This is a genomic window from Candidimonas sp. SYP-B2681, from assembly GCF_003971065.1.
Lineage (GTDB): Bacteria > Pseudomonadota > Gammaproteobacteria > Burkholderiales > Burkholderiaceae_B > Pollutimonas.
On sequence record NZ_RYDV01000001.1, the window covers coordinates 502,235 to 527,379 of the forward strand.

Annotated in this window: 26 protein-coding genes; 20 read left to right on the forward strand and 6 right to left on the reverse strand. The window is 54.8% G+C overall.

Going from position 1 to position 25,145, the window contains the following annotated elements:
• Positions 1–44: 44 nt before the first annotated feature.
• Both EKL30_RS02425 and EKL30_RS02430 read left to right on the forward strand, forming a co-directional pair.
• A complete protein-coding gene (locus EKL30_RS02425; protein WP_126705579.1) occupies positions 45–803 on the forward strand; it encodes an SDR family oxidoreductase in 759 nt (252 codons plus the stop codon).
• 60 nt (positions 804–863) lie between these two features.
• Positions 864–1,421, forward strand: coding sequence for a DUF924 family protein (locus EKL30_RS02430; protein ID WP_126705580.1), 558 nt, complete (start codon positions 864–866; stop codon positions 1,419–1,421).
• 33 nt (positions 1,422–1,454) lie between these two features.
• Here EKL30_RS02430 and EKL30_RS02435 read toward each other — a convergent pair whose 3' ends face one another.
• Entirely contained in the window at positions 1,455–2,684 is a 1,230-nt protein-coding gene (locus tag EKL30_RS02435; protein ID WP_255414660.1) for an MFS transporter, read from the reverse strand.
• A 206-nt stretch (positions 2,685–2,890) separates the two neighbouring features.
• Here EKL30_RS02435 and EKL30_RS02440 point away from each other — a divergent pair, with 206 nt between their 5' ends.
• The 5 genes from EKL30_RS02440 (at position 2,891) to EKL30_RS02460 (ending at position 8,043) form a co-directional block, all read left to right on the forward strand.
• A complete protein-coding gene (locus EKL30_RS02440; RefSeq protein WP_126706002.1) occupies positions 2,891–3,238 on the forward strand; it encodes a CidA/LrgA family protein in 348 nt (115 codons plus the stop codon).
• 2 nt (positions 3,239–3,240) lie between these two features.
• Positions 3,241–3,966 carry an LrgB family protein gene (locus EKL30_RS02445; RefSeq protein WP_126705581.1) on the forward strand — a complete coding sequence of 242 codons (726 nt, stop codon included), beginning with the start codon at positions 3,241–3,243 and terminating at the stop codon, positions 3,964–3,966.
• 164 nt (positions 3,967–4,130) lie between these two features.
• Complete coding sequence (locus EKL30_RS02450; protein ID WP_126705582.1) at positions 4,131–5,789, forward strand: acyl-CoA synthetase; 1,659 nt, start codon at positions 4,131–4,133, stop codon at positions 5,787–5,789.
• A gap of 163 nt (positions 5,790–5,952) precedes the next feature.
• On the forward strand, positions 5,953–6,435 hold the full coding sequence (locus tag EKL30_RS02455; RefSeq protein ID WP_126705583.1) for a YajQ family cyclic di-GMP-binding protein: 483 nt from the start codon (positions 5,953–5,955) through the stop codon (positions 6,433–6,435).
• Positions 6,436–6,492: 57 nt separating this feature from the next.
• Positions 6,493–8,043 (forward strand): GGDEF domain-containing protein, encoded by a 1,551-nt coding sequence (locus EKL30_RS02460; protein WP_126705584.1) that lies wholly within the window; start codon positions 6,493–6,495, stop codon positions 8,041–8,043.
• On the opposite strand, the gene EKL30_RS02465 is transcribed toward EKL30_RS02460, so the two are convergent.
• Both EKL30_RS02465 and EKL30_RS02470 read right to left on the reverse strand, forming a co-directional pair.
• Positions 8,015–8,776 carry an ABC transporter permease gene (locus EKL30_RS02465; protein WP_126705585.1) on the reverse strand — a complete coding sequence of 254 codons (762 nt, stop codon included), beginning with the start codon at positions 8,774–8,776 and terminating at the stop codon, positions 8,015–8,017. The genes EKL30_RS02460 and EKL30_RS02465 overlap by 29 nt on opposite strands.
• Complete coding sequence (locus EKL30_RS02470; protein WP_126705586.1) at positions 8,773–9,699, reverse strand: ABC transporter ATP-binding protein; 927 nt, start codon at positions 9,697–9,699, stop codon at positions 8,773–8,775. The genes EKL30_RS02465 and EKL30_RS02470 overlap by 4 nt, the downstream gene beginning before the upstream one ends.
• Before the next feature lie 71 nt (positions 9,700–9,770).
• On the opposite strand from EKL30_RS02470, the gene EKL30_RS02475 reads away from it, so the two are divergent.
• The 6 genes from EKL30_RS02475 (at position 9,771) to EKL30_RS02500 (ending at position 16,011) form a co-directional block, all read left to right on the forward strand.
• Entirely contained in the window at positions 9,771–11,297 is a 1,527-nt protein-coding gene (locus tag EKL30_RS02475) for an NAD(P)H-hydrate dehydratase (RefSeq protein ID WP_126705587.1), read from the forward strand.
• A gap of 73 nt (positions 11,298–11,370) precedes the next feature.
• Positions 11,371–12,222, forward strand: coding sequence for an HAD family hydrolase (locus EKL30_RS02480; protein WP_126705588.1), 852 nt, complete (start codon positions 11,371–11,373; stop codon positions 12,220–12,222).
• A gap of 1 nt (position 12,223) precedes the next feature.
• Positions 12,224–12,727: a tRNA adenosine(34) deaminase TadA gene (gene tadA / locus EKL30_RS02485; RefSeq protein WP_370246218.1), complete on the forward strand. Its 504-nt coding sequence runs from the start codon at positions 12,224–12,226 to the stop codon at positions 12,725–12,727.
• Positions 12,728–12,787: 60 nt separating this feature from the next.
• Entirely contained in the window at positions 12,788–13,753 is a 966-nt protein-coding gene (locus EKL30_RS02490; protein WP_126705590.1) for an LD-carboxypeptidase, read from the forward strand.
• 53 nt (positions 13,754–13,806) lie between these two features.
• Positions 13,807–15,408 carry an ABC-F family ATPase gene (locus EKL30_RS02495; RefSeq protein ID WP_126705591.1) on the forward strand — a complete coding sequence of 534 codons (1,602 nt, stop codon included), beginning with the start codon at positions 13,807–13,809 and terminating at the stop codon, positions 15,406–15,408.
• Positions 15,409–15,420: 12 nt separating this feature from the next.
• On the forward strand, positions 15,421–16,011 hold the full coding sequence (locus tag EKL30_RS02500) for a YigZ family protein (RefSeq protein WP_126705592.1): 591 nt from the start codon (positions 15,421–15,423) through the stop codon (positions 16,009–16,011).
• Between the two features lie 40 nt (positions 16,012–16,051).
• Here EKL30_RS02500 and trxA read toward each other — a convergent pair whose 3' ends face one another.
• Entirely contained in the window at positions 16,052–16,435 is a 384-nt protein-coding gene (gene trxA, locus EKL30_RS02505; RefSeq protein WP_126705593.1) for a thioredoxin, read from the reverse strand.
• 109 nt (positions 16,436–16,544) lie between these two features.
• Positions 16,545–17,831 carry an NCS2 family permease gene (locus EKL30_RS02510; RefSeq protein WP_126705594.1) on the reverse strand — a complete coding sequence of 429 codons (1,287 nt, stop codon included), beginning with the start codon at positions 17,829–17,831 and terminating at the stop codon, positions 16,545–16,547.
• 141 nt (positions 17,832–17,972) lie between these two features.
• Between EKL30_RS02510 and tsaD the strand changes: the two genes are divergently transcribed.
• The gene (tsaD, locus tag EKL30_RS02515; protein ID WP_126705595.1) at positions 17,973–19,025 is read left to right on the forward strand and encodes a tRNA (adenosine(37)-N6)-threonylcarbamoyltransferase complex transferase subunit TsaD; all 1,053 of its coding nucleotides are present in this window, start codon (positions 17,973–17,975) and stop codon (positions 19,023–19,025) included.
• A 52-nt stretch (positions 19,026–19,077) separates the two neighbouring features.
• Here the strand turns inward: tsaD and plsY are convergent, their stop codons facing one another.
• Positions 19,078–19,719, reverse strand: coding sequence for a glycerol-3-phosphate 1-O-acyltransferase PlsY (gene plsY / locus EKL30_RS02520; protein ID WP_126705596.1), 642 nt, complete (start codon positions 19,717–19,719; stop codon positions 19,078–19,080).
• A 108-nt stretch (positions 19,720–19,827) separates the two neighbouring features.
• Here plsY and surE point away from each other — a divergent pair, with 108 nt between their 5' ends.
• The 6 genes from surE (at position 19,828) to rlmD (ending at position 25,104) form a co-directional block, all read left to right on the forward strand.
• Complete coding sequence (gene surE / locus EKL30_RS02525; protein WP_126705597.1) at positions 19,828–20,586, forward strand: 5'/3'-nucleotidase SurE; 759 nt, start codon at positions 19,828–19,830, stop codon at positions 20,584–20,586.
• Complete coding sequence (locus EKL30_RS02530) at positions 20,571–21,386, forward strand: protein-L-isoaspartate(D-aspartate) O-methyltransferase (protein ID WP_126705598.1); 816 nt, start codon at positions 20,571–20,573, stop codon at positions 21,384–21,386. The genes surE and EKL30_RS02530 overlap by 16 nt, the downstream gene beginning before the upstream one ends.
• A gap of 17 nt (positions 21,387–21,403) precedes the next feature.
• Positions 21,404–22,195, forward strand: a complete 792-nt coding sequence (locus EKL30_RS02535; RefSeq protein WP_126705599.1) for a peptidoglycan DD-metalloendopeptidase family protein — start codon at positions 21,404–21,406, stop codon at positions 22,193–22,195.
• Positions 22,192–22,977 (forward strand): 3'-5' exonuclease, encoded by a 786-nt coding sequence (locus tag EKL30_RS02540; protein WP_126705600.1) that lies wholly within the window; start codon positions 22,192–22,194, stop codon positions 22,975–22,977. The genes EKL30_RS02535 and EKL30_RS02540 overlap by 4 nt, the downstream gene beginning before the upstream one ends.
• Positions 22,978–23,070: 93 nt before the next feature.
• Entirely contained in the window at positions 23,071–23,703 is a 633-nt protein-coding gene (locus tag EKL30_RS02545; RefSeq protein ID WP_126705601.1) for a hypothetical protein, read from the forward strand.
• 84 nt (positions 23,704–23,787) lie between these two features.
• Complete coding sequence (gene rlmD / locus EKL30_RS02550; RefSeq protein WP_126705602.1) at positions 23,788–25,104, forward strand: 23S rRNA (uracil(1939)-C(5))-methyltransferase RlmD; 1,317 nt, start codon at positions 23,788–23,790, stop codon at positions 25,102–25,104.
• The last annotated feature ends 41 nt before the right edge of the window (positions 25,105–25,145 follow it).

A 25,145-nucleotide genomic window follows, 5' to 3' on the forward strand; every position in this document is an offset into this window, starting at 1 on the left:
CATTCGAATTTGGGCCGCAGTTTAACGATAAGAAGGGGAATGTAGTGGAAAAGACGGCAGGTGTGGCGTTAGTAACCGGGGCGGGAAGCGGTATTGGGCGAGCAGTGGCGTTAGAGCTTTTAGCCAATGGATACCGTGTTGTCCTATGTGGTCGACGGGCCGAAGCGCTTCAGCAGACGCGCGATATGGCTGCAGGCGACGGGGCGCGGGCTCTCGTTATACCCACCGATGTCACGGACGAAAATTCTGTGCAACGGCTTTTCGACCAAATAGAAAAAGAATATGGCCGGCTTGATTTGCTGTTCAATAACGCAGGCCGTGGCGCTCCAGCCGTGCCTATCGAAGATTTACCAGTATCGGTCTGGCGAGCCGTCGTTGATGTAAATCTGACCGGTATGTTCCTATGTGCGCAGGCGGCCATACGCCTGATGAAAAAACAGCAGCCTCAAGGCGGACGCATTATCAATAATGGCTCGATTTCAGCCTCAGCGCCCAGACCATACTCCATCGCCTACACGGCAACCAAGCATGGCGTCAGCGGCCTCACAAAATCGATTTCTCTGGATTGCCGTCCGTACAATATTGCTTGTGGCCAAATCGACATCGGTAACGCCGCCACCGAAATGACAGATCGTATGGCCGCCGGTGTGTTGCAAGCCGATGGGGTAATCAAACCCGAGCCTCGCATGGACGTCGCTCACGTTGCCCGCGCGATTAGGCACATGGCAGCACTGCCACTGGACGCCAATGTCCAATTTATGACGATTATGGCAACCAATATGCCTTTTGTCGGGCGCGGCTGATCTCGTTGGGCCGGCCCCGATTTAACCTTTCTCACAGAGTCGCAAGGAGCCACCCACACCATGACAGCACGCGTTCCGGACCTCAGGCACATCGGAGAAATCGTCCGTTTCTGGCGAGACGCGGGGCCGGCTCGCTGGTTTCAGAAAGATGGTGCTTTCGATTTTCGCTTTCGGGAACGCTTCATGCGATGGCACATGGCTGCGGCCCGCCGCGAGCTGGATCATTGGGCTACCGATGCCGAAGGCGCGTTTGCCCTATTGATTCTGCTTGATCAGTTTCCCCGCAACGCCTTCCGGGGCACTGCCCACATGTTTGCGACAGACCCGTTGGCACGGCACTTCGCATCTGGAATGATCGGGGCTGGCCTCGATCGCCAAATAGAGCCATCGTTGCGCTTATTCTGCTATTTGCCATTCGAGCATTCCGAGTTGCTTATCGACCAGGAGCGGTCTCTGTTTCTTCACGCCGGGTTGGATCCCTCACTGGGAAAATGGGCCCAGGAACACCATCGCATTATCGTCCGCTTCGGCCGGTTTCCGCACCGAAATATGTTGTTGGGCCGCGAGACGACAGCCGAGGAGCAAGATTTTCTCGATAAGGGCGGCTTTGCAGGCTAAATCATCATGGGACGGTGAAGCTTGGTTTTTTGATCAGGCAGCAGGGTCCTGCGATTTCATGTCCCGCGTCAACCATAGTACGCAAGCAAATGCCATCAAGCCAAGAAGGCTGGAGATCCACAATGACGATGCACCCCATTTTTGGATCAAGAATCCAAAAAGGAATGGGGATGTCGCTTGAGCTACACGTGCCGGAACCATTAGAAGCCCCTGACGCAGACCGTAGCCGTGGGGGCCGAAAATAACCAGTGGCAACGTTCCCTTCGCAATGGTAAGAATGCCATTTCCTGCGCCATGCAGCAGGGTGAACAGCACAGCGGCCGGAGCGCCAAAAAACATCAGGCAAGCGGCGCCTACAGGATGCAAAAGCGTCGCGATTTTTGCCGACAGCAAAGGATGGACACGACGAAGCAGCCCGAACTCCATGAGGCGGGCTACAACCTGAGCAGGCCCTACGAGCGCCGCGACCGCTACGGCAGATGCCAGTGTAAGACCTGAGTCCTGTAGCAAGCGAGGCAGGTGAGCGGCCATTGCTGTGCTGACGAACCACGTAACGGCGAATACCGTTGCCAGCAACACGCTCGCGCGCCTCGCAGGACCGGTGTTCTGGCAATAATTGGATCGAGTCTTGTGTTCGGCTAAGCCCATTGGGACATCCGATGGTGGCGCGGGAAGTGTAGAATCCGCATGCTCGCTTGGCACTGTAACCTTCGGTATGGAGGCGTTGAGGGGCAAACCTATAAACAAATGAAGTGCAGCCCATGACATACATGCGCTTCGCCAACCGTATTCGAGCTCAAGCCATGCTGAAAGCGGCCAGCCCAGCGTGCTGGCGAAACCCGCAAAGAGAGTAATGCCGGTGATGGCACTCCTCGCGTTGTGCCCATATAAGCGAACCGCAGTGGAAAAGGCAGCTTCGTAAAGGCCGGCGCCCATTGCGGCGCCGATAATCAGCCACGAAGCGAAGAAAACAATAGCGTCCTGAGCCAAGGCAAGCCCTGTAAGCCCCAAGGCGAAAATGATGTTGGTCGCAATCAGGATAGGGCGGCCGCCATATCGATCAATGCTACGCCCGGCCAGCGGACCTAGGAAGGCAGCAAGTACCAGGGCCGCCGAGAACGCGGCAAAAACGAGCTGGACCGATATGCCAATGTCGCGCGCCATCGATGTCGCCAACATTGCCGGGAGATAGTAAGACGATGCCCATGCCAATGTCTGGGTAATCCCTAACGTACTTACAGTGACGGCACGGGCGCGGGAAATAGGAGCCTCCTTCGTTTTTGGCCATGATAATTCATAAACACTTGGTAAGACAGAGTTACTTCCCGCCATCATTAAGACGTTCACATGTTCTCCATGGCGCCTCAAAGTGAACCGGACAGGCTTCAGTGTCTGGATATTGGCCCACAGGCATGCTAGTGTCCTGGCTTTGTTACGTTTCTATTCTTTTCTTCTGGTGCCGTATGCCTGTGCTGACTGCTATCACCATACTTTTCTTTATGCAGATTGTGGGCGAGTTGATCGCCCGCGTGACCGGGTTGCCGCTGCCTGGTCCTTTGATCGGAATGTTGCTGTTGCTACTTGCCTTGATCGTGCACGGTCGCGTTCCCATCGGCATGCGTGATACCTGCCACCACTCATTGAAACACCTTATGCTGCTTTTCATTCCGCTGGTGGCGGGCATCATGATGTACTTTGATCGGCTTGCGCACGAGTGGATCCCGTTTTTGGTGGCGTGCATGGGCGGCGTCGCGCTAACTATGGTGATAACTGCAGTCACGTTTCGCTGGGTGTTGAATCGGTCGCGAGCGCATTGACGATGGCTACTATATGGCTCCAAATCTGGGCGCACCTGAGCGCGTCTTCCTTGTTCTGGTTAAGTTTCACGCTGGTCGTTTACTTGATCGCCGCATCGTTGTACCAGCGAAACAACGGTAATCCCTTGTTATTGCCGGTCATCACGGCAGTGATGTGCATTATCGGTTTCCTCTACGCCACCGAGACCCCGTATGACCTCTATGCTGAAAGGACCTGGTTCCTCCAGTTCCTTATTGGTCCGGCGACAGTGGCTCTGGCCGTGCCATTGTATGGACAGCTATCTCGTTTGAAACGTTTGTTCTGGCCCATTCTCGTCGCATTGGTGGCCGGTTCAGCGACCGCTATCTTATCGGCCGTTGCGATATCTCGATTATTGGGCGCTTCACTCCAGACACAATTATCTCTGGCACCCAAATCAGCGACGATGCCGATTGCTATGGAAATCGCCGGATTAACGGGGGGGCTGCCTTCGTTGACCACTGTTGCTGTAGCCATTACCGGCATCGCCGCGGCGCTGATAGCTGGGCCGCTGTTTAAGATGCTCGACGTTGAGAACCCCGAGGTCGAAGGTTTCGCCCTAGGTCTGGCCGGGCACGCCATAGGAACGGCGCGCGCATTTCAGGCAAACGATACGGCAGGGGCATTTGCCGCCTTAGGCATGGGCCTGAATGGTATTGCAACCGCAGTATTGATTCCGCTTCTTCTAGCGGTTCTGGCCCTGGTATAGCTGGGCTGATGTTAATAAAACTTAACCGACTTCGGGCATGACCATGGCGGCTCGAGGCCTTTTCGGCATTTAATTTGAAACCATGGCCGCTTGCATCGGTTGTATTATCTAGCTTATCCAGTCTATCGTCAGCCATACTTATAAGAAATTCCAGGAGACGCACGATGTCTAGTATTTTTGAACAGGATCTGCCCCAGACTGCTGCGAATTACGCCGCTATGTCGCCATTGGTATTCATTGAGCGTTCGGCAAGCGTTTACCCAGACCGCCTGGCTGTTGTGCACGGCAATGGCCCAAGCGCCCTCCGTCGCAGTTGGGCCGAGGTTTATGCGCGTTGCCGGCAATTGGCCAGTGCGCTGCAAAACAGCGGGATAGGCAAGGGCGACACCGTGGCGGTCATGCTTCCCAATACGCCCGTCATGGTCGAAGCGCATTTCGGCGTTCCCATGGTAGGCGCTGTATTGAATGCCATCAATACGCGTCTAGACCCTGAAACCGTCGCGTTCATGCTTGATCACGGCGAAGCCAAGACGGTCATCGTCGACACCGAGTTTGCGCCGGTCATGAGCAAAGCACTCGCTTTGCGCTCATCCTCAACGCCTATACATGTCATCGATGTTGCCGATGTGCTTTACACCGGTTCGGCGCAGCCGATAGGCGAAATAGAGTATGAAGCGTTCATTGCCGGCGGCGACCCAGAATTTTCGTGGCAACTCCCTGCAAGTGAATGGGACGCCATCGCGTTGAACTACACAAGTGGTACGACTGGCAATCCGAAAGGAGTGGTCTATCACCACCGGGGTGCCGCTACCGCAGCTATTTCGAACATTCTTGAATGGGACATGCCCAAGCACGCTGTCTATTTATGGACGCTGCCCATGTTTCACTGTAACGGCTGGTGTTTTCCTTGGGCTGTCGCAGCGCGCGCGGGTGTCAATGTGTGCCTGCGCAAGATTGAAGCCAAAGCCATATTCGATGCCATACGCGAACATGGTGTCACTCATTATTGCGGGGCGCCGATCGTCCATGGCATGCTTGTCAACGCGCCTGCCAGCATGAAGCAAGGAATCCCAGAAGGGGTCAAGGCGATGGTGGCGGGCGCTGCGCCACCGGCCTCAATGATCGAAGGCATGGAGCGCCTGGGTTTCGATCTGCTGCACGTATACGGCTTGACCGAAACCTATGGCCCCGCGACAGTTTGCCCCAAACATGAGTCCTGGAATACGTTGGACATCGGCGAGCGTGCTCGCCTGAATGCGCGTCAGGGTGTGGCTTACCACCTCGAGCGTGCCATTGCTGTTATGGATCCATCCACCATGCAGCCAGTCCCAGCCGACGGCGTAACCATGGGGGAAATCATGTTTCAGGGCAATATTGTCATGAAGGGGTATCTGAAAAATGCCAAGGCCACGCAAGAAGCCCTGTCGGGGGGATGGTTCCACAGCGGAGACTTGGCGGTAATGGACCCCGACGGATATGTGAAGATCAAGGATCGCAGCAAAGATATTATTATTTCCGGTGGTGAAAATATTTCGTCCATCGAAGTGGAAGATATACTTTATCGGCATCCCGATGTCCTGGCCGCCGCAGTGGTGGCACGATCTGATAGCCGTTGGGGTGAAACCCCGTGTGCCTTCGTGGAATTGAAAGAAGGGTCCGAAGCAACCGCCGAGGCCATCATCGCGCATTGCAAAAAACATCTGGCCGGCTTCAAGGTGCCGCGCGCCGTCGTATTTTGCGAGTTGCCCAAGACGTCGACTGGCAAGATTCAAAAATTTGAACTCCGCAAGAAGGCGGAACAGCTCGATGTAGTGGCTAGCTAGTCCATCGGATCTCTGTACCCGGGACGTGACCGGGTCGTTCGGTAGTTTTTCGCCGTTTGTCATGCCCGGCCGCTTCGTTTACCATTTAATTTGTCGTTCGTCGCCTACTTCGATCCGCGTTGCCGGTCAGGAAGGTGCCCAACTTTATTCCGGAATTTTCAGCATGCCCACATTTGATGTCGTCTCCGAAGTCGACAAGCACGAACTCAGTAACGCTGTTGATCAAGCGAGTCGCGAGCTCGCTACGCGCTTTGATTTCAAAGGCAGTGATGCAAAATTCGAGCTCGATGGCTACGTGGTCACACAATCTGCCTCCAGCGTGTTTCAGTTAAATCAAATGCTCGACATCTTGCGTGGCAGATTGTCGGCCCGGGGCATCGACGTACGCTGCCTTGATGTCGCCACACCCCTGGAGAACCTGGGTGGTGCACGCCAGAAGATCACAATCAAGCAAGGCATAGAGCAGGCCATATCAAAAAAGCTTATCGCGGCGCTTAAAGCCGGCAAACTTAAAGTGGAAGCTCAGATCAACGGCGAGAAGCTGCGCATCAGCGGCAAGAAGCGCGACGATCTTCAGGCGGCCATTGCCTTGCTTAAAAAGACAGAAGTCGAACTGCCATTGCAGTTCGAAAATTTCCGCGATTAGTCTGAAGGTGGAAACCCCTGGGGCAGTAACGCCTTGAAGGTTCCAGAGCCGGCGAAAATGGCCGCAGCGCCTTTTACGGCCCGACGCCAATTTTCCCCTGGCGCAGTCTACGCCATTACCTGCGCGATTATTGTTGGCATTGTGATTGCGATCATTGTTGCGTGGGGAGCTTGGTCTTCTCGCAAGCATCAGCTGAGCGACAAAGCTGCCGCCACGTTGGATCTGTCGCAAGCCTTGGCACTGCACGCGCATGCCATGATCAAGCAGGCCGATATCGTATTGTTTGGTCTAGTGGAAAGGCTGGAAGCCGACGGTCTGGGGGTGTCCCAGCTCGCGCGTCTGGAAAAGCTTTTACGGGGTCAGAAAGCACAGCTATCCCAGTTGCACGGCTTGTTTGTCTACGATAGTCAAGGGCGCTGGCTAGTAAATTCAAATGGCGCCGCGCCTCCAGGCGCTAATAATTCGGATCGCGGCTATTTCACGTTTCATCGCGACCATGCCGATGCCAAGCCTTACATTGGGCCACCGGTCCGCAGCCGCTCTTCCGGCGAATGGATTCTTACCGTCAGCCGGCGCTTGAATCATCGTGACGGCACCTTTGCCGGAGTGGCACTGGCAACCATAAATCTGACTCATTTTGGCGCGTTGTACGAAACGCTCGACATCGGCAATAACGGGGCAGTTAGCTTGCTTCTGGATGACGGCACCATATTGCTTAGAAGGCCTTTCCGCGATGAAGATGTAGGAACGAGTATTGCCAACGGCAGCCTGTTTTCACGCTATTTAAAGGACACTAATCACGGCACCGCAACGGTAGATTCCGTGCTGGACGGCGTGCAAAGGCTACTTGGCTTTACCCGGATCAAAGAATACGGGCTGGTAGCGTATGTTGCCCGCGATAAGCAAGAAATCTTGGCGGAATGGCGCAAAGAGTCCTTGTTTGCGATCGGTTTCGTTACGCTATTCATGATGGTGCTGGCGCTTCTCGGCTCTCGCTTGCTTGATCTGATGAAAGTGCAAATTCGAGTCGAACAAGACCTGCGAGATGCCCAGGATGGTCTTATCCAGGCAAATCGCTCACTAAAGGTATTGGCGCGCGAAGACGGTTTGACAGGGCTCGCCAACAGGCGTGAATTCGACTCCGTGATTCAGGCAGAATTCAAACGAGCGAAGCGTAGCGGGAGTTTGATGGCCGTATTGATGCTGGATGTCGATTTTTTCAAAAAGTACAACGACCACTACGGTCATCCTGCTGGCGACGATTGCCTTAAGAAAGTAGGGCGCATACTCAGAGAAAACACAAATCGCCAGTCAGACCTGGCCGCGCGATATGGGGGCGAGGAATTCATCGTTGTGCTGACCGACACCACTATTGACGGGGCCCGAATCGTGGCTGAGAAAATCCGCTCAGCAGTACAGCGCGAAGCGGTACCGCATGTGGAGTCTCCGCTGGGCGTGCTGACCGCCAGTATCGGAGTGGCTGTCCTTCACCCTACTGCGGACGATGAGCCGGCAGTATTGATCACCATGGCCGACAAAGCCTTGTATCAAGCAAAAAATTCGGGCCGCAATTGCAGCTTCAGTTTTTCAGGCGATAGCCAGTTTTAAAGATCCAGAAGATGATCAACAGGCATAAACCGAGAAACAATAACGTCATCGCGAGGCTTACATAAACATTGACATCCGCAATGCCATAGAAGCTCCAGCGAAATCCACTGACTAAATACACCACTGGGTTAAATAGGGTAATGGTCTGCCACACCGGCGGCAACATATTGATGGAATAGAAGCTGCCACCCAGAAAAGTCAGCGGCGTGACAATCAACAAGGGCACCAGCTGCAGTTTTTCGAAGCCATCGGCCCAGATGCCGATGATGAAGCCGAACAAACTGAATGTGATAGCCGTCAGCACAAGAAAAAGCAGCATCCAGACCGGATGGTCAATTCGCAGGGGTACAAAAAAACCTGCCGTTGCAAGAATAATAGCGGCAAGAATAATCGATTTTGTTGCCGCGGCACCGACGTAGCTTAGCGTGATCTCCATATACGAGACGGGGGCTGACAACAATTCATAGATGGTGCCTGAGAACTTCGGAAAATAAATGCCAAACGACGCATTGGAAATACTCTGTGTCAACAGCGACAGCATCACGAGCCCTGGCACAATGAATGCACCATAGCTGACTCCGTCGATTTCGGTGATCCGGTGGCCTATGGCGGCGCCAAACACGACGAAATACAGCGAGGTTGAAATGACGGGGGCAACGATGCTCTGCAGCAAGGTACGCCCGGTGCGGGCCATTTCAAAGGCATAGATTGCACGTATGGCATGAATATTCATGATGGTTTCCGTACCAGCTTTACAAATATTTCCTCCAGCGATGTCTGCTTGGTCTGGAGGTCGTTGAACCGGATTCCCGCTTCGGCCAGATCATGGAACAGCGCGGTGATATCATTGTTCTGCCGTTGGGTGTCGTAGGTGTAAATGAGCTCTTTCCCTTCCGCAGACAGCTCAAGCTGATAACGATCAAGCAAAGATGGAACCGCATGTAAGGTTTCGGCCAGGTGCAGCATTAGCTGCTTTTTGCCCAGTTTACGCATCAGTTCTTTCTTGTCTTCGACCAATATGATTTCGCCATTGTTGATGACGCCGATGCGGTCGGCCATTTCTTCGGCCTCTTCGATATAGTGAGTCGTAAGGATGATGGTGACTCCCGTATCGCGTAAGGAACGTACCACCTGCCACATTTCTTTTCGCAGCGATACGTCGACGCCTGCAGTGGGTTCATCAAGAAATAGTATTTGGGGTTCGTGTGACAGAGCCTTGGCTATCAGCACGCGGCGTTTCATTCCTCCTGAAAGCGTGATGAGCTTATTGTCTTTCTTGTTCCATAGAGAAAGCGCGCGCAGCACTTTTTCGATATGAGCCGGATCAGGCGGTTTACCAAACAGGCCTCGGCTGAAACTGACGGTGTCCCATACAGATTCAAACGCATCGGTTGTCAGTTCTTGAGGAACCAAACCTATTTTTGAACGGGCCAGGCGATACTCGCGAATAATGTCATGCCCATCTGCACGTACTGTACCCGCGCTTGGGTTGACCAACCCGCAAATGATGCTGATAAGGGTGGTCTTACCGGCCCCGTTTGGCCCCAGCAAGGCAAAAATTTCGCCCCGACGTATGTCAAGGTTGATATTCTTCAACGCCTGAAACCCCGAGGCGTAAACTTTGTCCAGCCCGGATACCGAAATAACAGTTGGCATGATGATTTCCCGATTGCACTGGGGCACAATATCATAATCGCGAACAGTACCGGCCGTTAAACCAAGGCAATATGTCCATATCCAGTTTCAACTTCAAGACTGCACTGCTCACGCCGTTGCAGATGGCTGCAGCCGACAAGGCGGCGGCAGAAGGTGGAATAAGCGGGATCGCCCTCATGGAAGCCGCGGGATCCGCAGTCGCGAATGTAGTCGGCGGTAAATTCAACAAAAGACCCGTCCTGGTATTGTGTGGCCCCGGCAATAATGGGGGCGACGGGTTTGTGGCGGCTCGGCACTTGCGTGATGCCGGCTGGCCGGTTACTTTGGCTCTGCTTGGGCAGGTGGATACACTCAGCGGCGATGCCGCCACGAGCGCCGCCTCATGGTCGGGAAAAATCGAACCGCTTTCCCTTGAACTTCTGTCGGGCGCCGGTCTGGTGATCGATGCGCTATTCGGCGCCGGCTTATCTCGGCCACTCGAAGAGCCTGTGGCTCTTCTTCTGCAGGCCCTAATAAATAGCCGTATTCCAGTTTGTGCAGTCGATGTTCCCAGTGGGGTCGACGGGTCGAGCGGCGAAGTTTTAGGCATTGCTGCAGCTGCTCAAATCACCGTAACCTTTTTTCGCAAGAAGCCCGGCCACGTTCTCATGCCCGGCAAAGAGCTGTGCGGCGAAGTAATCGTGGCTGATATTGGAATTCCTTCCTCGGTATTGGAACCGATCGAACCTGCAACATTCGAGAACGCTCCTAGCCTCTGGCTCGACGCTTTTCCCTGGCCCGATTACGGCATGCACAAGTATCAGCGGGGTCATGTCCTCGTTATCGGCGGCGAATTCATGACCGGCGCCGCTCGTTTATCGGCCCTGGCAGCGGCAAGAGCCGGTGCCGGGTTAGTTACGTTGGTGGCGCCTGCATCGGTTTGTCCCATTTACGCTACGGCCTTGACCAGTGTGATGGTGCAGCCGGTAGCGAATGAAGAAATGCTACGCAATGTTCTGGGCGACGAACGGAAGAACGTCGTGGTAGTCGGACCAGGTGCTGGTGTATCGGCGTTGACCAAGGACTATGTGTCCTGCGTGTTGGCGGCCCAGCGTGCCTGCGTCCTCGACGCCGATGCCATTAGTGTATTTGCCTCCGACCCGCAATCGCTTTTCGATGCCATCAGGGGACCTTGCGTCTTGACTCCGCACGAAGGTGAATTCAGGCGAGTGTTCAATAGCCAGGGGGGTAAGCTTGAACGGGCCAAGCGTGCAGCGCGCCAATGTGGTGCCGTCGTGGTTTTGAAAGGTTCGGACACCGTTATTGCCGCAGCAGATGGCCGCGCAATTATCAATACCAACGCCCCTCCTGATTTAGCGACCGGCGGCACCGGTGATGTCTTAAGTGGGCTTATCGCGGGTTTGATGGCACAGGGAATGGAACCATTTCTCGCTGCTGCGGCGGCTGTCTGGTTACACGGCGAGGCCGCGACATTGTTCGGTCCGGGGCTTATTTCCGAAGACTTGCCCCAAATGCTGCCCCGAGTCCTGCGACGCCTGAAGCGCCGGGCGGGACAACAAGACAGGAATGACTTTCGGATTTCGCAAAAACGCAGCTAAGCAATCGCGCTACACTTTCCGCAGTATTCTTTCTGCCGCAATGATGCTGCGGCCAGCATCCCATGAGCCTTGTATGTCCGATGTTATTGCCCTGATTTTCGACTTTGACGACACGCTAGCCCCCGATAGCACTTCCGGATTTCTGGTCGACATCGGGGTCGACGTACAACAATTCTGGAAGGATGAGGTCGATCCCTTGCTGTTTGAGCAAGATTGGGATCCCGTACCCGCCTACCTCTATCAATTGATCGCGCTCTCAAATTCAGGAACCCACGGCCCAATCACACAAGAACGCCTGGCTGACTGGGGGCGCCGCCTTCCTTTGCATACAGGCGTAGAGTCTTTGTTCGCTCGTTTACGCAGTATGGTGAAAGAGCATCACCCTCAGGTGCAACTAGAGTTCTATCTTATTTCCAGCGGCATCGGCGATGTCGTGCGCCACACACCGATCGCGCATGAATTCACCGATATCTGGGCATCGGAATTTATTTACGACGAGCGGGACGGGGGTATTCATTTTCCCCGGAGGGTCGTCAGCTTCACTGACAAGACGCGGTATTTATTTCATATTCAGAAGGGAATTATTGGTCCATCATCCCGCAACAAACCTTTCGAGGTGAATAAGAAAATCGCTCCCGAGAAATTACGGATCCCCTTCGAGCAAATGATTTTCGTGGGCGACGGTTATACGGATATTCCTTGTTTTTCGCTGATTCGTCGGTCTGGCGGGGTGGCTTTCGGAGTGTGGGATCCTAAACACCGCGACAAACGCAGCCGCGCATGGGGCTTTATCCAGGAAGGACGCGTGTCCAACCTGAATCAGGCGCGTTATGACGAAGAGGCCGAACTCTACCAATGGCTGGAAGAGGCGGTCGAAAGCGTGGCAGGACGTATTGCCCTGAATAATCGGATTTACCGTGGCTGAAATTGTTCCGAGTATTTATACATTGGCCGACGAAACCGCCATGCAGGCCGCGCTGGCGCAGGCGGAACTGGCGTATGCCGCCGGCGAAGTCCCTGTCGGCGCCGTGGTGCTGGACGCTGAGGGGCAGATTATCGGCGTTGGCTTCAATCGAACCGTCACCGATCATGACCCCAGCAGTCATGCGGAAATCGTCGCTTTGCGGCAGGCGGCAAGCGCACTGAGGAACTACCGCCTGCCGGGAGCCACCCTGTTCGTCACACTAGAGCCTTGCGCCATGTGTATGGGCGCGATGCTGCATGCTCGTGTCGGTAGGGTGGTGTATGGCGCCATTGACCCGAAGACCGGTGCTTGTGGCAGCGTATTGAGCGTGCATGCTCACCCGCAGCTGAATCACCAAACGTCGGTCAGCGGCGGCCTGTTGGCAGAAAGATGCGGCGATCTGTTAAGGCAATTTTTCCGCGAGCGCCGCAATAAGGCCAAGGAGCTTTCTGCTACGTCGCAATAGAGGCGACAGGCATGTATTACTATATCTTCTTCCTTTTTTAGCTTCAAGACGAGAACAACCATGACGCATGTGGCGCACGACCATAATCATTCCCACGAGCACCACGAGCATCACCATCATCATCACGACCACCCGGCGCCCGCCGGAATTTATTTAATCTCCCCCTCCGGCGCCGTTGCGGATCCAGCCACGCTCGACCTTGCGCGAGAAAGATTATCTGAATTGGGTTTCAAGACGGCGGTGGATCGCGCCGCGCTGGCGATTCACGAGCGCTTTGCAGGAACCGATAAACAACGGCTTGCAGGCATTGCCCGCGCCTTGAAGCAAAAGCACCCTATCGTTATGGCCACTCGCGGAGGCTACGGCCTTAGTCGTTTATTGCCGTTCATCGACTGGGCAGCCGTTGCCGACAGTGGTAAAACCTTTATAGGGCAAAGCGACTTTACCGCTTTTAATCTTGCACTATTAGCCAGGACGGGCGCCAGCAGTTTTGCGGGTCCAACGGCGATCTATGACTTCGGTGCCAAGAAAATGGACGATCTGACCGGCGCGTTATTTGTCGAAAGTATGCGGCGCGAGCTTGAAGTCCTGAGCTTCGAGTCGCCCGACGCCGATCCGGTCGATGCTCGGGGCATCCTGTGGGGTGGCAATCTGGCGATGGTAGCGTCGTTGGTCGGCACCCCCTACATGCCGGATATCGACGGAGGTATCTTGTTTCTCGAGGACGTGGGCGAGCATCCCTTCAGAATCGAACGTATGCTTTCTCAGTTGTGGCAGGCCGGCATCCTTGAGCGCCAGAACGCTATTGTTTTAGGGCGTTTCAATGACTACCGGCTCGCCGCGCACGATAACGGTTTCGATCTGCCATCGGTTGTATCCTGGCTGCGCGCGACAGTAAAAGTACCCGTAGTGACCAGTCTGCCGTACGGCCATGTACGGATCAAGGCGACGCTGCCGGTAGGCAGGAAAGTCGGAATTGCGACCGAGGACGGCATGGCCCATCTCGTGCTTGAAGAGCATCTTTGACACCAACTTGGTAAACTACTAGGTTGTGTTGACTATTTACGTGAAGCCTCTAAGTGATTTCCACTGCAAATCTTACTATCCAGTTTGGTCCCAAGCCCCTATTTGAAAACGTCAGTGTCAAATTTGGCGAGGGCAATCGTTATGGCCTGATCGGCGCCAACGGTTCCGGTAAATCCACCTTCATGAAAATAATAGGTGGCGATCTCGAGTCCAGCGCCGGCAACGTGTCGTTGGACCCGGGAGTGCGTCTGGGCAAGCTGCGCCAGGATCAATTTGCATTCGAAGATATTCGGGTGCTCGACGTCGTCATGATGGGCCACGAAGAAATGTGGCAAGTGATGTCAGAACGCGATGCAATCTACGCGAACCCTGATGCCACTGAAGACGACTACATGCATGCCGCGAACCTCGAGGCCAAGTTCTCGGAGTACGATGGCTACACCGCCGAGGCGCGCGCGGGTGAGTTGCTGCTGGGGCTCGAGATTCCGGTCGAACAGCATAATCAGCCTATGCGCGAAATTGCTCCCGGCTGGAAGCTGCGTGTATTGCTGGCACAGGCGCTGTTTTCGAATCCCGATGTGCTGCTGCTCGACGAGCCAACGAACAACCTTGATATCAACACCATACGTTGGCTTGAAGACGTGCTCAACAGCTATCAGAGCACGATGATCATTATCAGCCACGATCGACATTTCCTTAATCAGGTATGTACCCACATGGCAGATCTGGATTACCGCGAACTGCGCATTTATCCGGGTAATTACGACGATTACATGCTTGCGTCGACTCAGGCGCGCGAGCGAATCTCCTCGTCCAACGCCAAGGCCAAAGAACGCGTCGCCGAACTACAGGACTTTGTTCGCCGCTTCGCTGCAAACAAATCGAAAGCGCGTCAGGCGACTTCGCGCTTAAAACAAATCGACCGGATCAAGGCCGCGTCTATTGAAGTCAAGCCGTCGTCGCGTCAGAATCCTTACATTCGGTTCGAGCAGAACAAGGTCCTGCATCGTCTGGCGGTGACTATCGAATCAATCAGCAAATCGTATGACAAACCAGTTATAAAGCCGTTTTCGGCGATGGTCGAAGCCGGCGAGAAGATTGCCATTATCGGCGCTAACGGCGTTGGTAAAACCACGCTTCTGCGCATGCTGGCGGGCGATCTTGAGCCGGATACGGGTTCTGTCAAATGGTCCGATAGCGCCGACATCGGCTATATGGCACAGGACGTATCCGAACAGTTCCAATCCGACAAGACGCTATTCGACTGGTTAAGCGAGTATCGCCAGGCTGGCGACGACGATCAGTCCATGCGCTCAGTTATGGGCCGCATGCTTTTTTCGGGCGACGATATCGGCAAAGAAGTCAGGGTGCTGTCTGGTGGTGAGAAAAACCGCATGAGTTTTGGCCGCCTTATGTTGGGCCGCCACAATGTCATGCTGCTCGACGAGCCTACCAATCACCTCGATATGGAATCGATTGAGTCCCTGCAACTGGCTTTGGAAATGTATGCGGGCACCCTGATCTTCGTGTCCCACGATCGCGAGTTTGTCTCAGGTGTCGCTACCCGCATCATCGAAATCATGCCTAACGGGGAACTTGTAGACTATCTTGGCGTTTACGAAGATTACCTGGCGTCGCGTGGTATCGAGGCTTGATTTTTCGGTTTCATGCTTTATACCTTGACAGGAACGGCGACGTACCAGGAAGACATCAAGAAGAGCCGTTTCCTGGCATACGCTACTGCAGTAAGGTCGCCGTCCGACGCTTTGCGTTTTTTCGCCGATCAGGGCGTTCCCGAGGCGACTCATAACTGTTGGGCCTATCGCATAGGCAACGAATATCGCTTCAATGATGACGGCGAGCCGGGTGGTACGGCCGGACGTCCGATATTGCAGGCAATTGAGGGCCAGCTGTGCGATCGAGTTGCCGTGCTGGTAGTGCGTTGGTTCGGCGGGATCAAGTTGGGCCCCGGCGGGCTGATTCGAGCTTACGGCGGGGTGGCAGCGCAATGCCTGCGATCAGCTGAAAAAGAAGAGCTTATCGACGAAGTTGCCGTCGATTGCCGCTGTGATTTCGCGGATATGGCAGTTGTTCAATCCCGATTTACGGCGTATCAGGCACGTATTGTCAGCGAAACGTTCGATGGTAAAGGCGTGTGCTGGGGTCTCGCCATCCCCCGCAGCAAAGAGGCCGCTTTGGCCGAGGTATTCGGCAACTTGACCCGAGGTCAGGGTGTTTGGCGAGCGGCGTCCGATTAGCTAACCGCGAGCTGGCGCAACCGCTAAGCGTATAAAAATGCTAGCTGTCGTTGCTTTCGTCGAGGTTTTGTTGCTCGGCGATTTCGGCATGGACTTTCTCCATGTCGATCGCCTTGACCTGCAAAATGAGCTCTTGCAATTGGCTCGCCGATAGCGCGCCGGCTTGAGAGAACAGTAAGACCTGCTCGCGGAAAACCATGAGCGTCGGAATCGACCGTATGTTCATGCCCGTTGCCAGTTCCTGCTGGTCTTCGGTATTGACTTTGGCGAAGGTTATGTCATCGTGCTGAGTCGATGCCTCTTCGAAAATGGGGGCGAAGTTTCGGCATGGCCCGCACCACGGAGCCCAAAAATCGACAATCAAGGGCTTGCTGTCTTTGATTGCCGCCTGAAAGGTATCTTTGGTCAAATCGATGGTGTTCATATGAAACCCCAAACAAAAAGCGGCCGAAGAGCCGCTTATTTTTTTAATTGAATTTGAGTTACTAGTGTAACGCCTTTAGCGCAGTCGTGGGCTCATCAAGAAAATGGTGCTAGTAAAAGGCGTACTTGATCACGAATAACAAAGCCACTAGCAATGTTGCTAAATGGATTTGCCGAAACTTGCCGGTCATGGCTTTAAGCACTACGTAGCTAATAAAACCGAAGGCAAGTCCATTAGCAATCGAATACGTGAAGGGCATGACGATGGCCGTGAGCGCGGCTGGGATCGCCTCAGTTGTCTCGGACCAATCAATCTCGGTGATTTCCCGAAGCATCAAACCGGCGACATACAGCAGGGCTGGCGCGGTGGCATAGGCAGGAACCGAACCCGCCAAGGGGGCAAGAAAAAGCGATAGTAAAAACAGTATTCCGACCGTCAGGGCAGTAAGTCCCGTGCGTCCCCCGGCCTGAACGCCTGAAGCGCTTTCCGCGTACGCGGTAGTGCTGCTGGTGCCGAGAAAAGAACCTGCCACGATGGCAGTGCTATCAGCAAACAAGGCACGGCCCAAGCGGTCGGGCTTGCCTTCCTGGACCAGCTTGGCCCGTTTTGCGACACCGATCATGGTTCCGGTGGCATCGAATACTTCCACCAGCACCAATACCAGAATCACATGGATAAAACCTGTGTGCAGGGCGCCAATGATGTCGAGCTGCATGAAGGTAGGGGCCAGGCTGGGAGGCGCAGAAAATACGCCATAGAATTCGCTGTCGCCGACGAGAATGGACAGCACGGTTATCAGCAAAATGCCAATAAGGATGGCACCTCTCACTTTCAATGCATCCAGAGCGGCAATAACGAAAAATCCCAGTATGGCAAAAAGCGATGGTGTAGAGGTGAGGTCGCCTAGTGACACTTTTGTCGTGGGGTCAGCTACTACAATACCGGAGCTTGTCAGCGCAATGATTGCTAGGAACAATCCTATGCCGGCCGCAATGGCCGCTCGCAAGGAATGCGGTATACCTTCAATAAGCCATGACCGAATGCCCGTCAGGGTAAGAATCAGGAATATCACCCCTGAGATAAATACGGCTCCCAGCGCTTGCTGCCAGCTGTAACCGAGTGCACCCACAACGGTAAAGGCGAAAAATGCGTTTAAACCCATCCCTGGCGCCATGCCTATCGGCCAATTTGCGACGAAGGCCATAATGAAAGTGCCCAGCGCCGCAGCCAGACAGGTGGCGACGAAAACCGCGCTCTTATCCATCCCGGTGCTCGATAATATTTCGGGATTGACAAAAATAATGTAGGACATCGTCAGGAAGGTCGTGACGCCGGCTAGTATCTCAGTGCGTATCGTTGTTCCGTGTTCGCGTAGCCGGAAAAGTCGTTCAAGCATAGGTCCGTCCTGAAGGATAGGGGTAGGGCGATGTATCACAGCGTTGTCGCCCGCGACGGCCTGAATTTTAAGCTTGTTTCACGGGCGGCTGTAAACTAGCGGCAATATAAAAAATCCTTTGATGTCAACAGGCCCTGATTCATGATAGTTATTGGTTTTGAAAGCTCTTGCGATGAAACCGGTGTGGCCCTCGTCTGCACCGAACGAGGTTTACTGGCTCATTCCCTGCACAGCCAAATCGCCATGCATGAAGAATACGGAGGGGTAGTGCCCGAACTCGCATCTCGTGACCACATTCGCCGGGTGCTGCCTTTGACCCGTGAAGTTCTGCAAGCGGCCAACGTGGCGCTCGGCGATATTAACGCGGTTGCATACACTGCAGGACCCGGACTGGCCGGAGCGTTGCTCGTCGGGGCAAGCGTGGCGCAATCCTTCGCGTGGGCGCGAGGTCTGCCTGCGATTCCAATACACCATCTTGAGGGTCATCTTCTTTCGCCCTTGCTTGCGATGCCAAGGCCCGACTTCCCCTTTGTGGCCTTGTTGGTTTCCGGCGGTCATACCCAGCTTATGCGCGTCGATGGCGTTGGCGTTTACGAATTGCTCGGCGAAACGCTGGACGATGCTGCGGGCGAGGCGTTTGATAAAACCGCTAAGCTCATGGGGCTTGGCTATCCTGGCGGCCCGGCCCTTTCTAATCTTGCACAACAAGGCGACCCCACAGCCTATGATCTTCCCCGACCAATGTTGCATACTCGCGATCTGGATTTCAGCTTCAGCGGTTTAAAGACCGCCGTGCTGACGCGGGTCAAAGGCATGGAAAAGGCGGGGGGGCAATTATCCGCGCAGCAGCGGGCCGATTTGGCTGCCTCTACCGAGGCTGCCATCGTCGACGTCTTGGCGGCCAAGTCCATCAAGGCCATGAAACAGACAGGTCTGAAGCGCCTTGTGGTAGCCGGTGGGGTTGGAGCGAATCGTCATTTGCGGGAGCGGCTGGTGCAGGCTATGGCCAAGCTCGACGGCGAAGTTTTTTTCCCGCCGCTCGATTTATGCACTGACAACGGGGCGATGATTGCATTCGCGGCCGCCATGAGAGTCAACGCCGGACTGGTCGATTTATCGGATATGCGCCACGCCTTTACGGTCAAACCTCGGTGGGATCTGCATGATGTTTGCCTTGAGGCAACGGCACTTTAAGGTTAAAGGGCGGCGAAGGTGCGCACGACCAAGAGTCCGACGCCTTCATCCTTTATTTCTTCGTGCTGCCGATGCGGCTTTCTTTACCGGTCATTAGCCGGCTTATGTTGGCCTTATGGCGAAATAGCAGCACTGCACTGATCACTACGATGGCCAGTGCGATGGTTGGATCAAGCTCCCAGGCTACGTTCCCACCCAGAAGGTAATACAAGGGAGCAAATATGGCCGACACAATGGCCGCCATCGACGAGTACCGGGTCACGTAGACGACTATCAGCCAGGTGCCCACGGTAGCCAAAGCCAGCCAGGGGTTCAGGCCAAGCAATACGCCCAGGGCCGTGGCGACCCCTTTACCGCCCTTGAACTTCAGGAAAACCGGGTATACGTGGCCCAGGAACACCGCCAGAGCGCAAGCGGCAACGACAACAGAAGACAGTGCCGTTTGTTGTGCAACATAAGTCGCGATATACACCGCCAGCCAGCCCTTTGCCGCGTCTCCCAACAGAGTCAGTGCCGCAGCGGTTTTGTTTCCAGTGCGCAAGACGTTGGTCGCGCCCGGATTTTTGGAACCGAAACTACGGGGATCTTTCAATCCCATCAGTCGGCTCACCACTACGGCGAAAGAAACAGAGCCCAACAGATAAGAAAATAATACGAGGGCAAGACTCAGTAGAGCCGAGGTAGCGATTGTCATAAATTGGAAGACTCCGTTAGTTGTGGGTGGATTCTACCGAGTGTCGCCCAAAACACCAAAACGACCGGGTACAATTCGCTACGTTCAGTTGAATTTAATGGAAGGGCGATGCGCATACTGGTGTCCAACGATGATGGCTACAATGCCCCGGGTCTGGAGGCATTGGTGCAGGCGCTAAAGGGGCTCGGCGAACTGACAGTGGTCGCACCCGAGACAAATTGCAGTGGCGCCTCGAATTCTCTTACCCTAAATCGACCGCTGTCGGTCCGACAAGCAGCCAATGGCTTTTACTATGTTAACGGTACACCTTCCGATTGCGTGCATATCGCGCTAACAGGTTTGCTTGATTTCCGACCTGATCTGGTGGTTTCGGGTATCAATAACGGCGCCAATATGGGGGACGACACCCTCTATTCCGGTACAGTGGCCGCTGCGACTGAAGGGTATCTTTTCGGCATTCCCGCCATCGCTTTTTCATTGGTGCAAAAGGGCTGGGAGCATCTCGATTCCGCGGCGCGAATAGCCCGAAAACTGGTCGAGCAGCAAACCGTCAGCCCGCTTGCCGGGAACATACTTCTTAATGTGAATATACCTGCGGTACCCTACGAAGCCATTCAGGGAATTCGCGTAACCAGGCTCGGGAAACGGCATCCGTCCGAGCCGGTAGTCAAAAGCAGTACTCCCTATGGCGACCCGGTGTACTGGATCGGCCCCGTAGGCAGAGTATCCGACTCGGCCGATGACACCGATTTCGGCGCTATTGAACAGCTAGCCGTCTCGGTCACGCCGCTTAGGTTAGATCTAACACACTACGAGCAGTTATCTCTGGTGCGGAACTGGGCGGGGCCGTTATGCGTAAACCAGTAGTACCTTTTCCCTTCGCCAACGGCACGACCAATCGATTTGGCCGCTCAAGCCTCGGCGGAGGGGTGTCGACCGCCAACAGTAACGCGCGAATTTTTACGCAGGGGCGAGCGACCCCCGTGGTGGCTGCAATCCGTAGTTCATCGCCGTCGGCCAATCTTGGTTTGAACTCGGACCGTTCGCGTGGCATGATGATTCAGCGCCTTCGAAACCAGGGCATCCAGGACGAACGCGTACTGGATGCCATGATGGCAGTGCCGCGCCACTTGTTTGTAGATGAAGGGCTCGCCAGCCGTTCCTACGAAGACGCGGCCTTGCCTATCGGTCATGGGCAAACCATCTCTCAACCGTGGGTCGTAGCGCGCATGATATCCGTTGTATGCGAGAATCGCGTTCCGGTTAAAGTGCTGGAAGTCGGTGCCGGCTGCGGTTATCAAACTGCAGTACTGGCACAATTTATTAAAGAAGTACACGCCGTCGAGCGGATACGTGGCCTTTACGAACTGGCACGTACTCATCTCAGGGCGCTCAAACTAATAATTCGTGTCCGTCTCACGTTCGGAGACGGCATGGCAGGTTTACCCGGGACAGCTCCTTTTGATGCCATCATCGTTGCTGCCGCCGGTATTAAAATTCCCCAGGCGCTGCTAGAGCAGCTTGCCATTGGGGGCCGTTTAATTGCCCCGGAAGGGTCGACAGCGCAACGTCTCATCTTAATCGAGCGCACGGGTGCCACAACATGGCGCCGTGAAGAACTCGAGTCGGTTCGCTTTGTCCCACTTCGCGCGGGAACACAGTCTTAAGCTTTCAGGAGAGCTATATGTATGCAGGGACGTTTCGGTCTACCGCTCCGATATTTGTTTACCCGAAACGCACATCTCGTTATCTCGTCATTGCCGCCCTGGTGGCGACAACCGTGCTGGCCGGATGCGCATCTCGAGGCACCAAAGCGCCAGTAACCGATATTTCGGGGGGTGAAACAGTAGCCCCGACTGCTGGCGGCACGTATATCGTCAGGCCAGGCGACACCTTGTACAAGATCGCACAAGCCAAAAACATAGATGTCGCAACGCTTACTCGCTTGAATAACATCAGCGATCCCAGCCAGTTAAGGGTGGGGCAAGTCTTGCGCCTCGATGCCTCAGGATCTGCACCAGCTCCAAGCGGCCCGACGACGGCGCCAGTGACTCCCCCTACGCCCGTAGCGCCGGTCGAGCCTGCTGCAGTCCCGCGCGCTAGTGACGCGTCCACCATCAACTGGTCATGGCCGGCATCGGGCAAGATCATTCAGACCTTCAATGCCAACACAAAGGGCATCGATATTGCAGGGGCAGTGGGCGAGCCCGTGCATGCTGCCGCCGACGGGAAAGTCATGTACGCCGGCAATGGTGTGCGTGGTCTGGGCAATCTAATACTGCTCGGACATTCCGATGGCTTCATTACTGCTTATGCGCACAATCAGGCGTTACTCGTAAAAACAGGGCAGCAAATTAAGAAGGGCGCAAAAATCGCCTCGATAGGCCAGACCGATACCACGTCGCCACGCCTGCATTTCGAAGTTCGTCGTCGTGGAACTCCGGTGAACCCGCTATCCTATTTACCTGCCCGATGATTCCTACGCTCGTCTTCGACCTTGAAACCATACCGGACGCTGCAGGCCTGCGCCGCTTAAACCCCCAGTGGGGGCCCGAGATGTCTGACGATCAGGTCATCGAAGCCGCGTTGGCGGCACGGCGGGAATCGCACGGTAACGACTTTTTGCCACTGCATTTGCATAAGGTGGCGGTTATTGGCTGTGTGTTTCGCGATGACCATGGTTTCCGGGTAAAAACGCTCGGCAAAGCTGATGATTCTGAAGCGGTGCTCCTGACGGGCTTTTTCAAGACTATCGAACGCTACACGCCGCGACTGATTAGTTGGAACGGCTCAGGCTTTGATTTGCCTGTATTGCATTATCGAAGTCTGATCCACGGGGTCCAGGCCCCGCGCTACTGGGACACCGGCGAAGACGACCGTGAGTTCAAATATAATAATTACATCAGCCGCTACCACAGCCGGCATATAGATCTCATGGATCTCTTGGCCAAATATAACGGCCGCGCTAACGCACCGCTTGACGACTTGGCTAAACTTTGCGGCTTCCCCGGCAAACTGGGCATGGATGGAAGTCAGGTATGGAAAGCGTGGTCTAACGGGCAGGCAGACGAGGTCAGGGCGTACTGCGAGACTGACGTGGTCAATACATGGCTTGTGTATTGCCGATTTCGTTTCCTTAAAGGGGAACTTGACCGTAGTGCATACGATGCCGAGGTGCAATTGGTAAGGGACACGCTGCAGGGCAGCGATGCCGGCCATTGGAAAGAATATATGGCGCAGTGGGGCGAGCCTACCTGAAATCGACTGAAAAGAATTTGGTTTGGGTGAAACAGACTCGAAACGACTTCAGTTGCACAATGAGGTCTCCCAACCCAATGAAGGAACCATATTATGCAACGCTCGAAATTCTCTGTGTCTATTAAGCTGGCTACCCTGACTGCAGCGCTGGCGCTATGCGGAGCAGCCTACGCAGCAACAGGAACTGTAGCGTCGACTGCCAGCGCCGCGTCGGAGCCTTCTGCAAAAGTCACGTCCAGTACCTCGGATAACCGGGCCGACCATCACCATAAATCCGGCGATCATCATAAATCCATGCGCGGCCATCGCGATGCAGCTATGTGGGTACCAGGTTATGGTCCTCTAGATGCTAAATTCGTCGAATCGCTTGCCTTGAACGAGAGCCAGACCAAACTACTTCAAGAAGCCCAAGCCGAACAGAAGGCTGACAAAAGCGCCCGCCGCGATACCATGAGGGCGGCACGGACTGAAAAGCTCGAGCAGGTCAAAACCGGAAAAATTGATCCACGTGCCGCACTAAAACAGGCAGACGAAGCTCACAAACAAGCCACTGCGAAACGCAGCAAGTTGAACGAAAAGTGGCTCTCGGTGTGGGATTCGCTCGACGCAACACAACATCAAAAGGTAACCGCCCGCTTGAACGAGCGCGCCGAAAAATTTGCTAAACGGGCTGAAAAGCATAAGCAGCATCAAGGCGCACAGGATTCCGCGAAAATTTCGTCATAGGCCAACGCTGATTACATCCTGGCGGCTCGACTTAAGGCCGCCGGGGTGTCAAAATTCGGGCCTGAATCTTTGGATACCCGAATAATGACGTTAGAACTGTTTGACATAGAGTCCCTTGATCTTGAAGCGCGCGGCGTTGCGCGTCGCGACGGCAAGGTTGTATTTGTGGAAGGGGCCTTACCTGGCGAGAAAGTGATGGCCAGTGTTGTCAAGCGAAAGTCTTCGTTCGATACAGCACGACTTGAACGTATCGTCAAACCATCATCGCAACGTGTCGAGCCAGCCTGTCCTTACTTCGGCGTGTGTGGTGGTTGCGCTATGCAACATCTCGATGCGGCGGCGCAGGTAGCCATCAAGCAAAGGGTACTGGAAGACTCACTCTGGCATATAGGCCGCCTGCGGCCTGCCATGGTGCTGGCGCCTTTGCATGGGCCTACCTGGGGCTACCGCTACCGTGCTCGTCTGTCGGTACGTGCAGTCAGAAAGAAAGGCGGTGTGCTGGTCGGCTTTCGCGAGCGACGGGGCAGCTATGTCGCCGATATGAAGCAATGCCTGGTCTTGCCGCGCCATGTATCAGATATGCTGCTGCCCTTACGCGCACTAATCGGTGCTTTAGCCCAACCTGAGCGAATTCCCCAAATAGAAGTCGCCGTAGGCGATACCACGACGGTATTGTTGCTGCGCCATCTCGAAGCCTTGACTGATAACGATATTCGATTGCTGCGCGAGTTTGGCGAACAATATAACGTGACGTGGTGGCTACAATCAAAAGGCCCCGAAACGGTTCATCCCCTGCAACCTTCCGATGTCGATAAGCTGGCCTATTCCTTGCCCGAGTTCGGTCTGCGCATGCCTTATCGTCCGACCGATTTCACTCAGGTCAATCATCCTATTAATCGGGTGCTCATCTCTAAAGCCTTGACTCTGCTCGACGTGCAAGCTTCCGACCGTGTCGCCGACCTTTTTTGTGGCCTGGGTAACTTCACCTTGCCGCTGGCCACACGGGCCAGCAACGTTGTAGGAATAGAAGGTAGTGCAGCCCTTACTGAACGTGCGCTGGAAGCAGCCCGTCAACATGGTCTGGACCAGCGCACGAGCTTCACCACCTTGAATCTTTTTGAGGTCGACGTACAGTGGTTGCGCGACCTGGGGTATTTTGATCGTATTCTTATCGACCCCCCTCGGGAAGGCGCCGAAGCCGTCGCACGTGCATTGGCAGCATTAGGGCCTGCCGAGCGTCCAAAGCGTATTGTGTATGTATCGTGCAGCCCGGCGACGCTGGCGCGTGATTCCGGAATCTTGGTGCACGAAGGCGGCTATCGTATGCGTAGTGCGGGTGTCGTCAATATGTTTCCCCATACCGGGCACGTTGAATCGATCGCGGTATTCGATGCTGCGTAGCCAGGGCATTATTGATGATCAGCCGGCGTCGATCGCTGCGA

Excerpts from the sequence above, each read along its gene's own strand:
- EKL30_RS02430 (WP_126705580.1), top strand. The coding sequence starts at position 864 with ATGACAGCACGCGTTCCGGACCTCAGGCACATCGGAGAAATCGTCCGT.
- EKL30_RS02445 (WP_126705581.1), top strand. The coding sequence starts at position 3,241 with ATGGCTACTATATGGCTCCAAATCTGGGCGCACCTGAGCGCGTCTTCC.
- EKL30_RS02450 (WP_126705582.1), top strand. The coding sequence starts at position 4,131 with ATGTCTAGTATTTTTGAACAGGATCTGCCCCAGACTGCTGCGAATTAC.
- EKL30_RS02455 (WP_126705583.1), top strand. The coding sequence starts at position 5,953 with ATGCCCACATTTGATGTCGTCTCCGAAGTCGACAAGCACGAACTCAGT.
- EKL30_RS02460 (WP_126705584.1), top strand. The coding sequence starts at position 6,493 with ATGGCCGCAGCGCCTTTTACGGCCCGACGCCAATTTTCCCCTGGCGCA.
- EKL30_RS02465 (WP_126705585.1), bottom strand. The coding sequence starts at position 8,776 with ATGAATATTCATGCCATACGTGCAATCTATGCCTTTGAAATGGCCCGC.
- EKL30_RS02470 (WP_126705586.1), bottom strand. The coding sequence starts at position 9,699 with ATGCCAACTGTTATTTCGGTATCCGGGCTGGACAAAGTTTACGCCTCG.
- EKL30_RS02475 (WP_126705587.1), top strand. The coding sequence starts at position 9,771 with ATGTCCATATCCAGTTTCAACTTCAAGACTGCACTGCTCACGCCGTTG.
- EKL30_RS02480 (WP_126705588.1), top strand. The coding sequence starts at position 11,371 with ATGTCCGATGTTATTGCCCTGATTTTCGACTTTGACGACACGCTAGCC.
- EKL30_RS02490 (WP_126705590.1), top strand. The coding sequence starts at position 12,788 with ATGACGCATGTGGCGCACGACCATAATCATTCCCACGAGCACCACGAG.
- EKL30_RS02500 (WP_126705592.1), top strand. The coding sequence starts at position 15,421 with ATGCTTTATACCTTGACAGGAACGGCGACGTACCAGGAAGACATCAAG.
- trxA (WP_126705593.1), bottom strand. The coding sequence starts at position 16,435 with ATGAACACCATCGATTTGACCAAAGATACCTTTCAGGCGGCAATCAAA.
- EKL30_RS02510 (WP_126705594.1), bottom strand. The coding sequence starts at position 17,831 with ATGCTTGAACGACTTTTCCGGCTACGCGAACACGGAACAACGATACGC.
- tsaD (WP_126705595.1), top strand. The coding sequence starts at position 17,973 with ATGATAGTTATTGGTTTTGAAAGCTCTTGCGATGAAACCGGTGTGGCC.
- plsY (WP_126705596.1), bottom strand. The coding sequence starts at position 19,719 with ATGACAATCGCTACCTCGGCTCTACTGAGTCTTGCCCTCGTATTATTT.
- surE (WP_126705597.1), top strand. The coding sequence starts at position 19,828 with ATGCGCATACTGGTGTCCAACGATGATGGCTACAATGCCCCGGGTCTG.
- EKL30_RS02530 (WP_126705598.1), top strand. The coding sequence starts at position 20,571 with ATGCGTAAACCAGTAGTACCTTTTCCCTTCGCCAACGGCACGACCAAT.
- EKL30_RS02535 (WP_126705599.1), top strand. The coding sequence starts at position 21,404 with ATGTATGCAGGGACGTTTCGGTCTACCGCTCCGATATTTGTTTACCCG.
- EKL30_RS02540 (WP_126705600.1), top strand. The coding sequence starts at position 22,192 with ATGATTCCTACGCTCGTCTTCGACCTTGAAACCATACCGGACGCTGCA.
- EKL30_RS02545 (WP_126705601.1), top strand. The coding sequence starts at position 23,071 with ATGCAACGCTCGAAATTCTCTGTGTCTATTAAGCTGGCTACCCTGACT.
- rlmD (WP_126705602.1), top strand. The coding sequence starts at position 23,788 with ATGACGTTAGAACTGTTTGACATAGAGTCCCTTGATCTTGAAGCGCGC.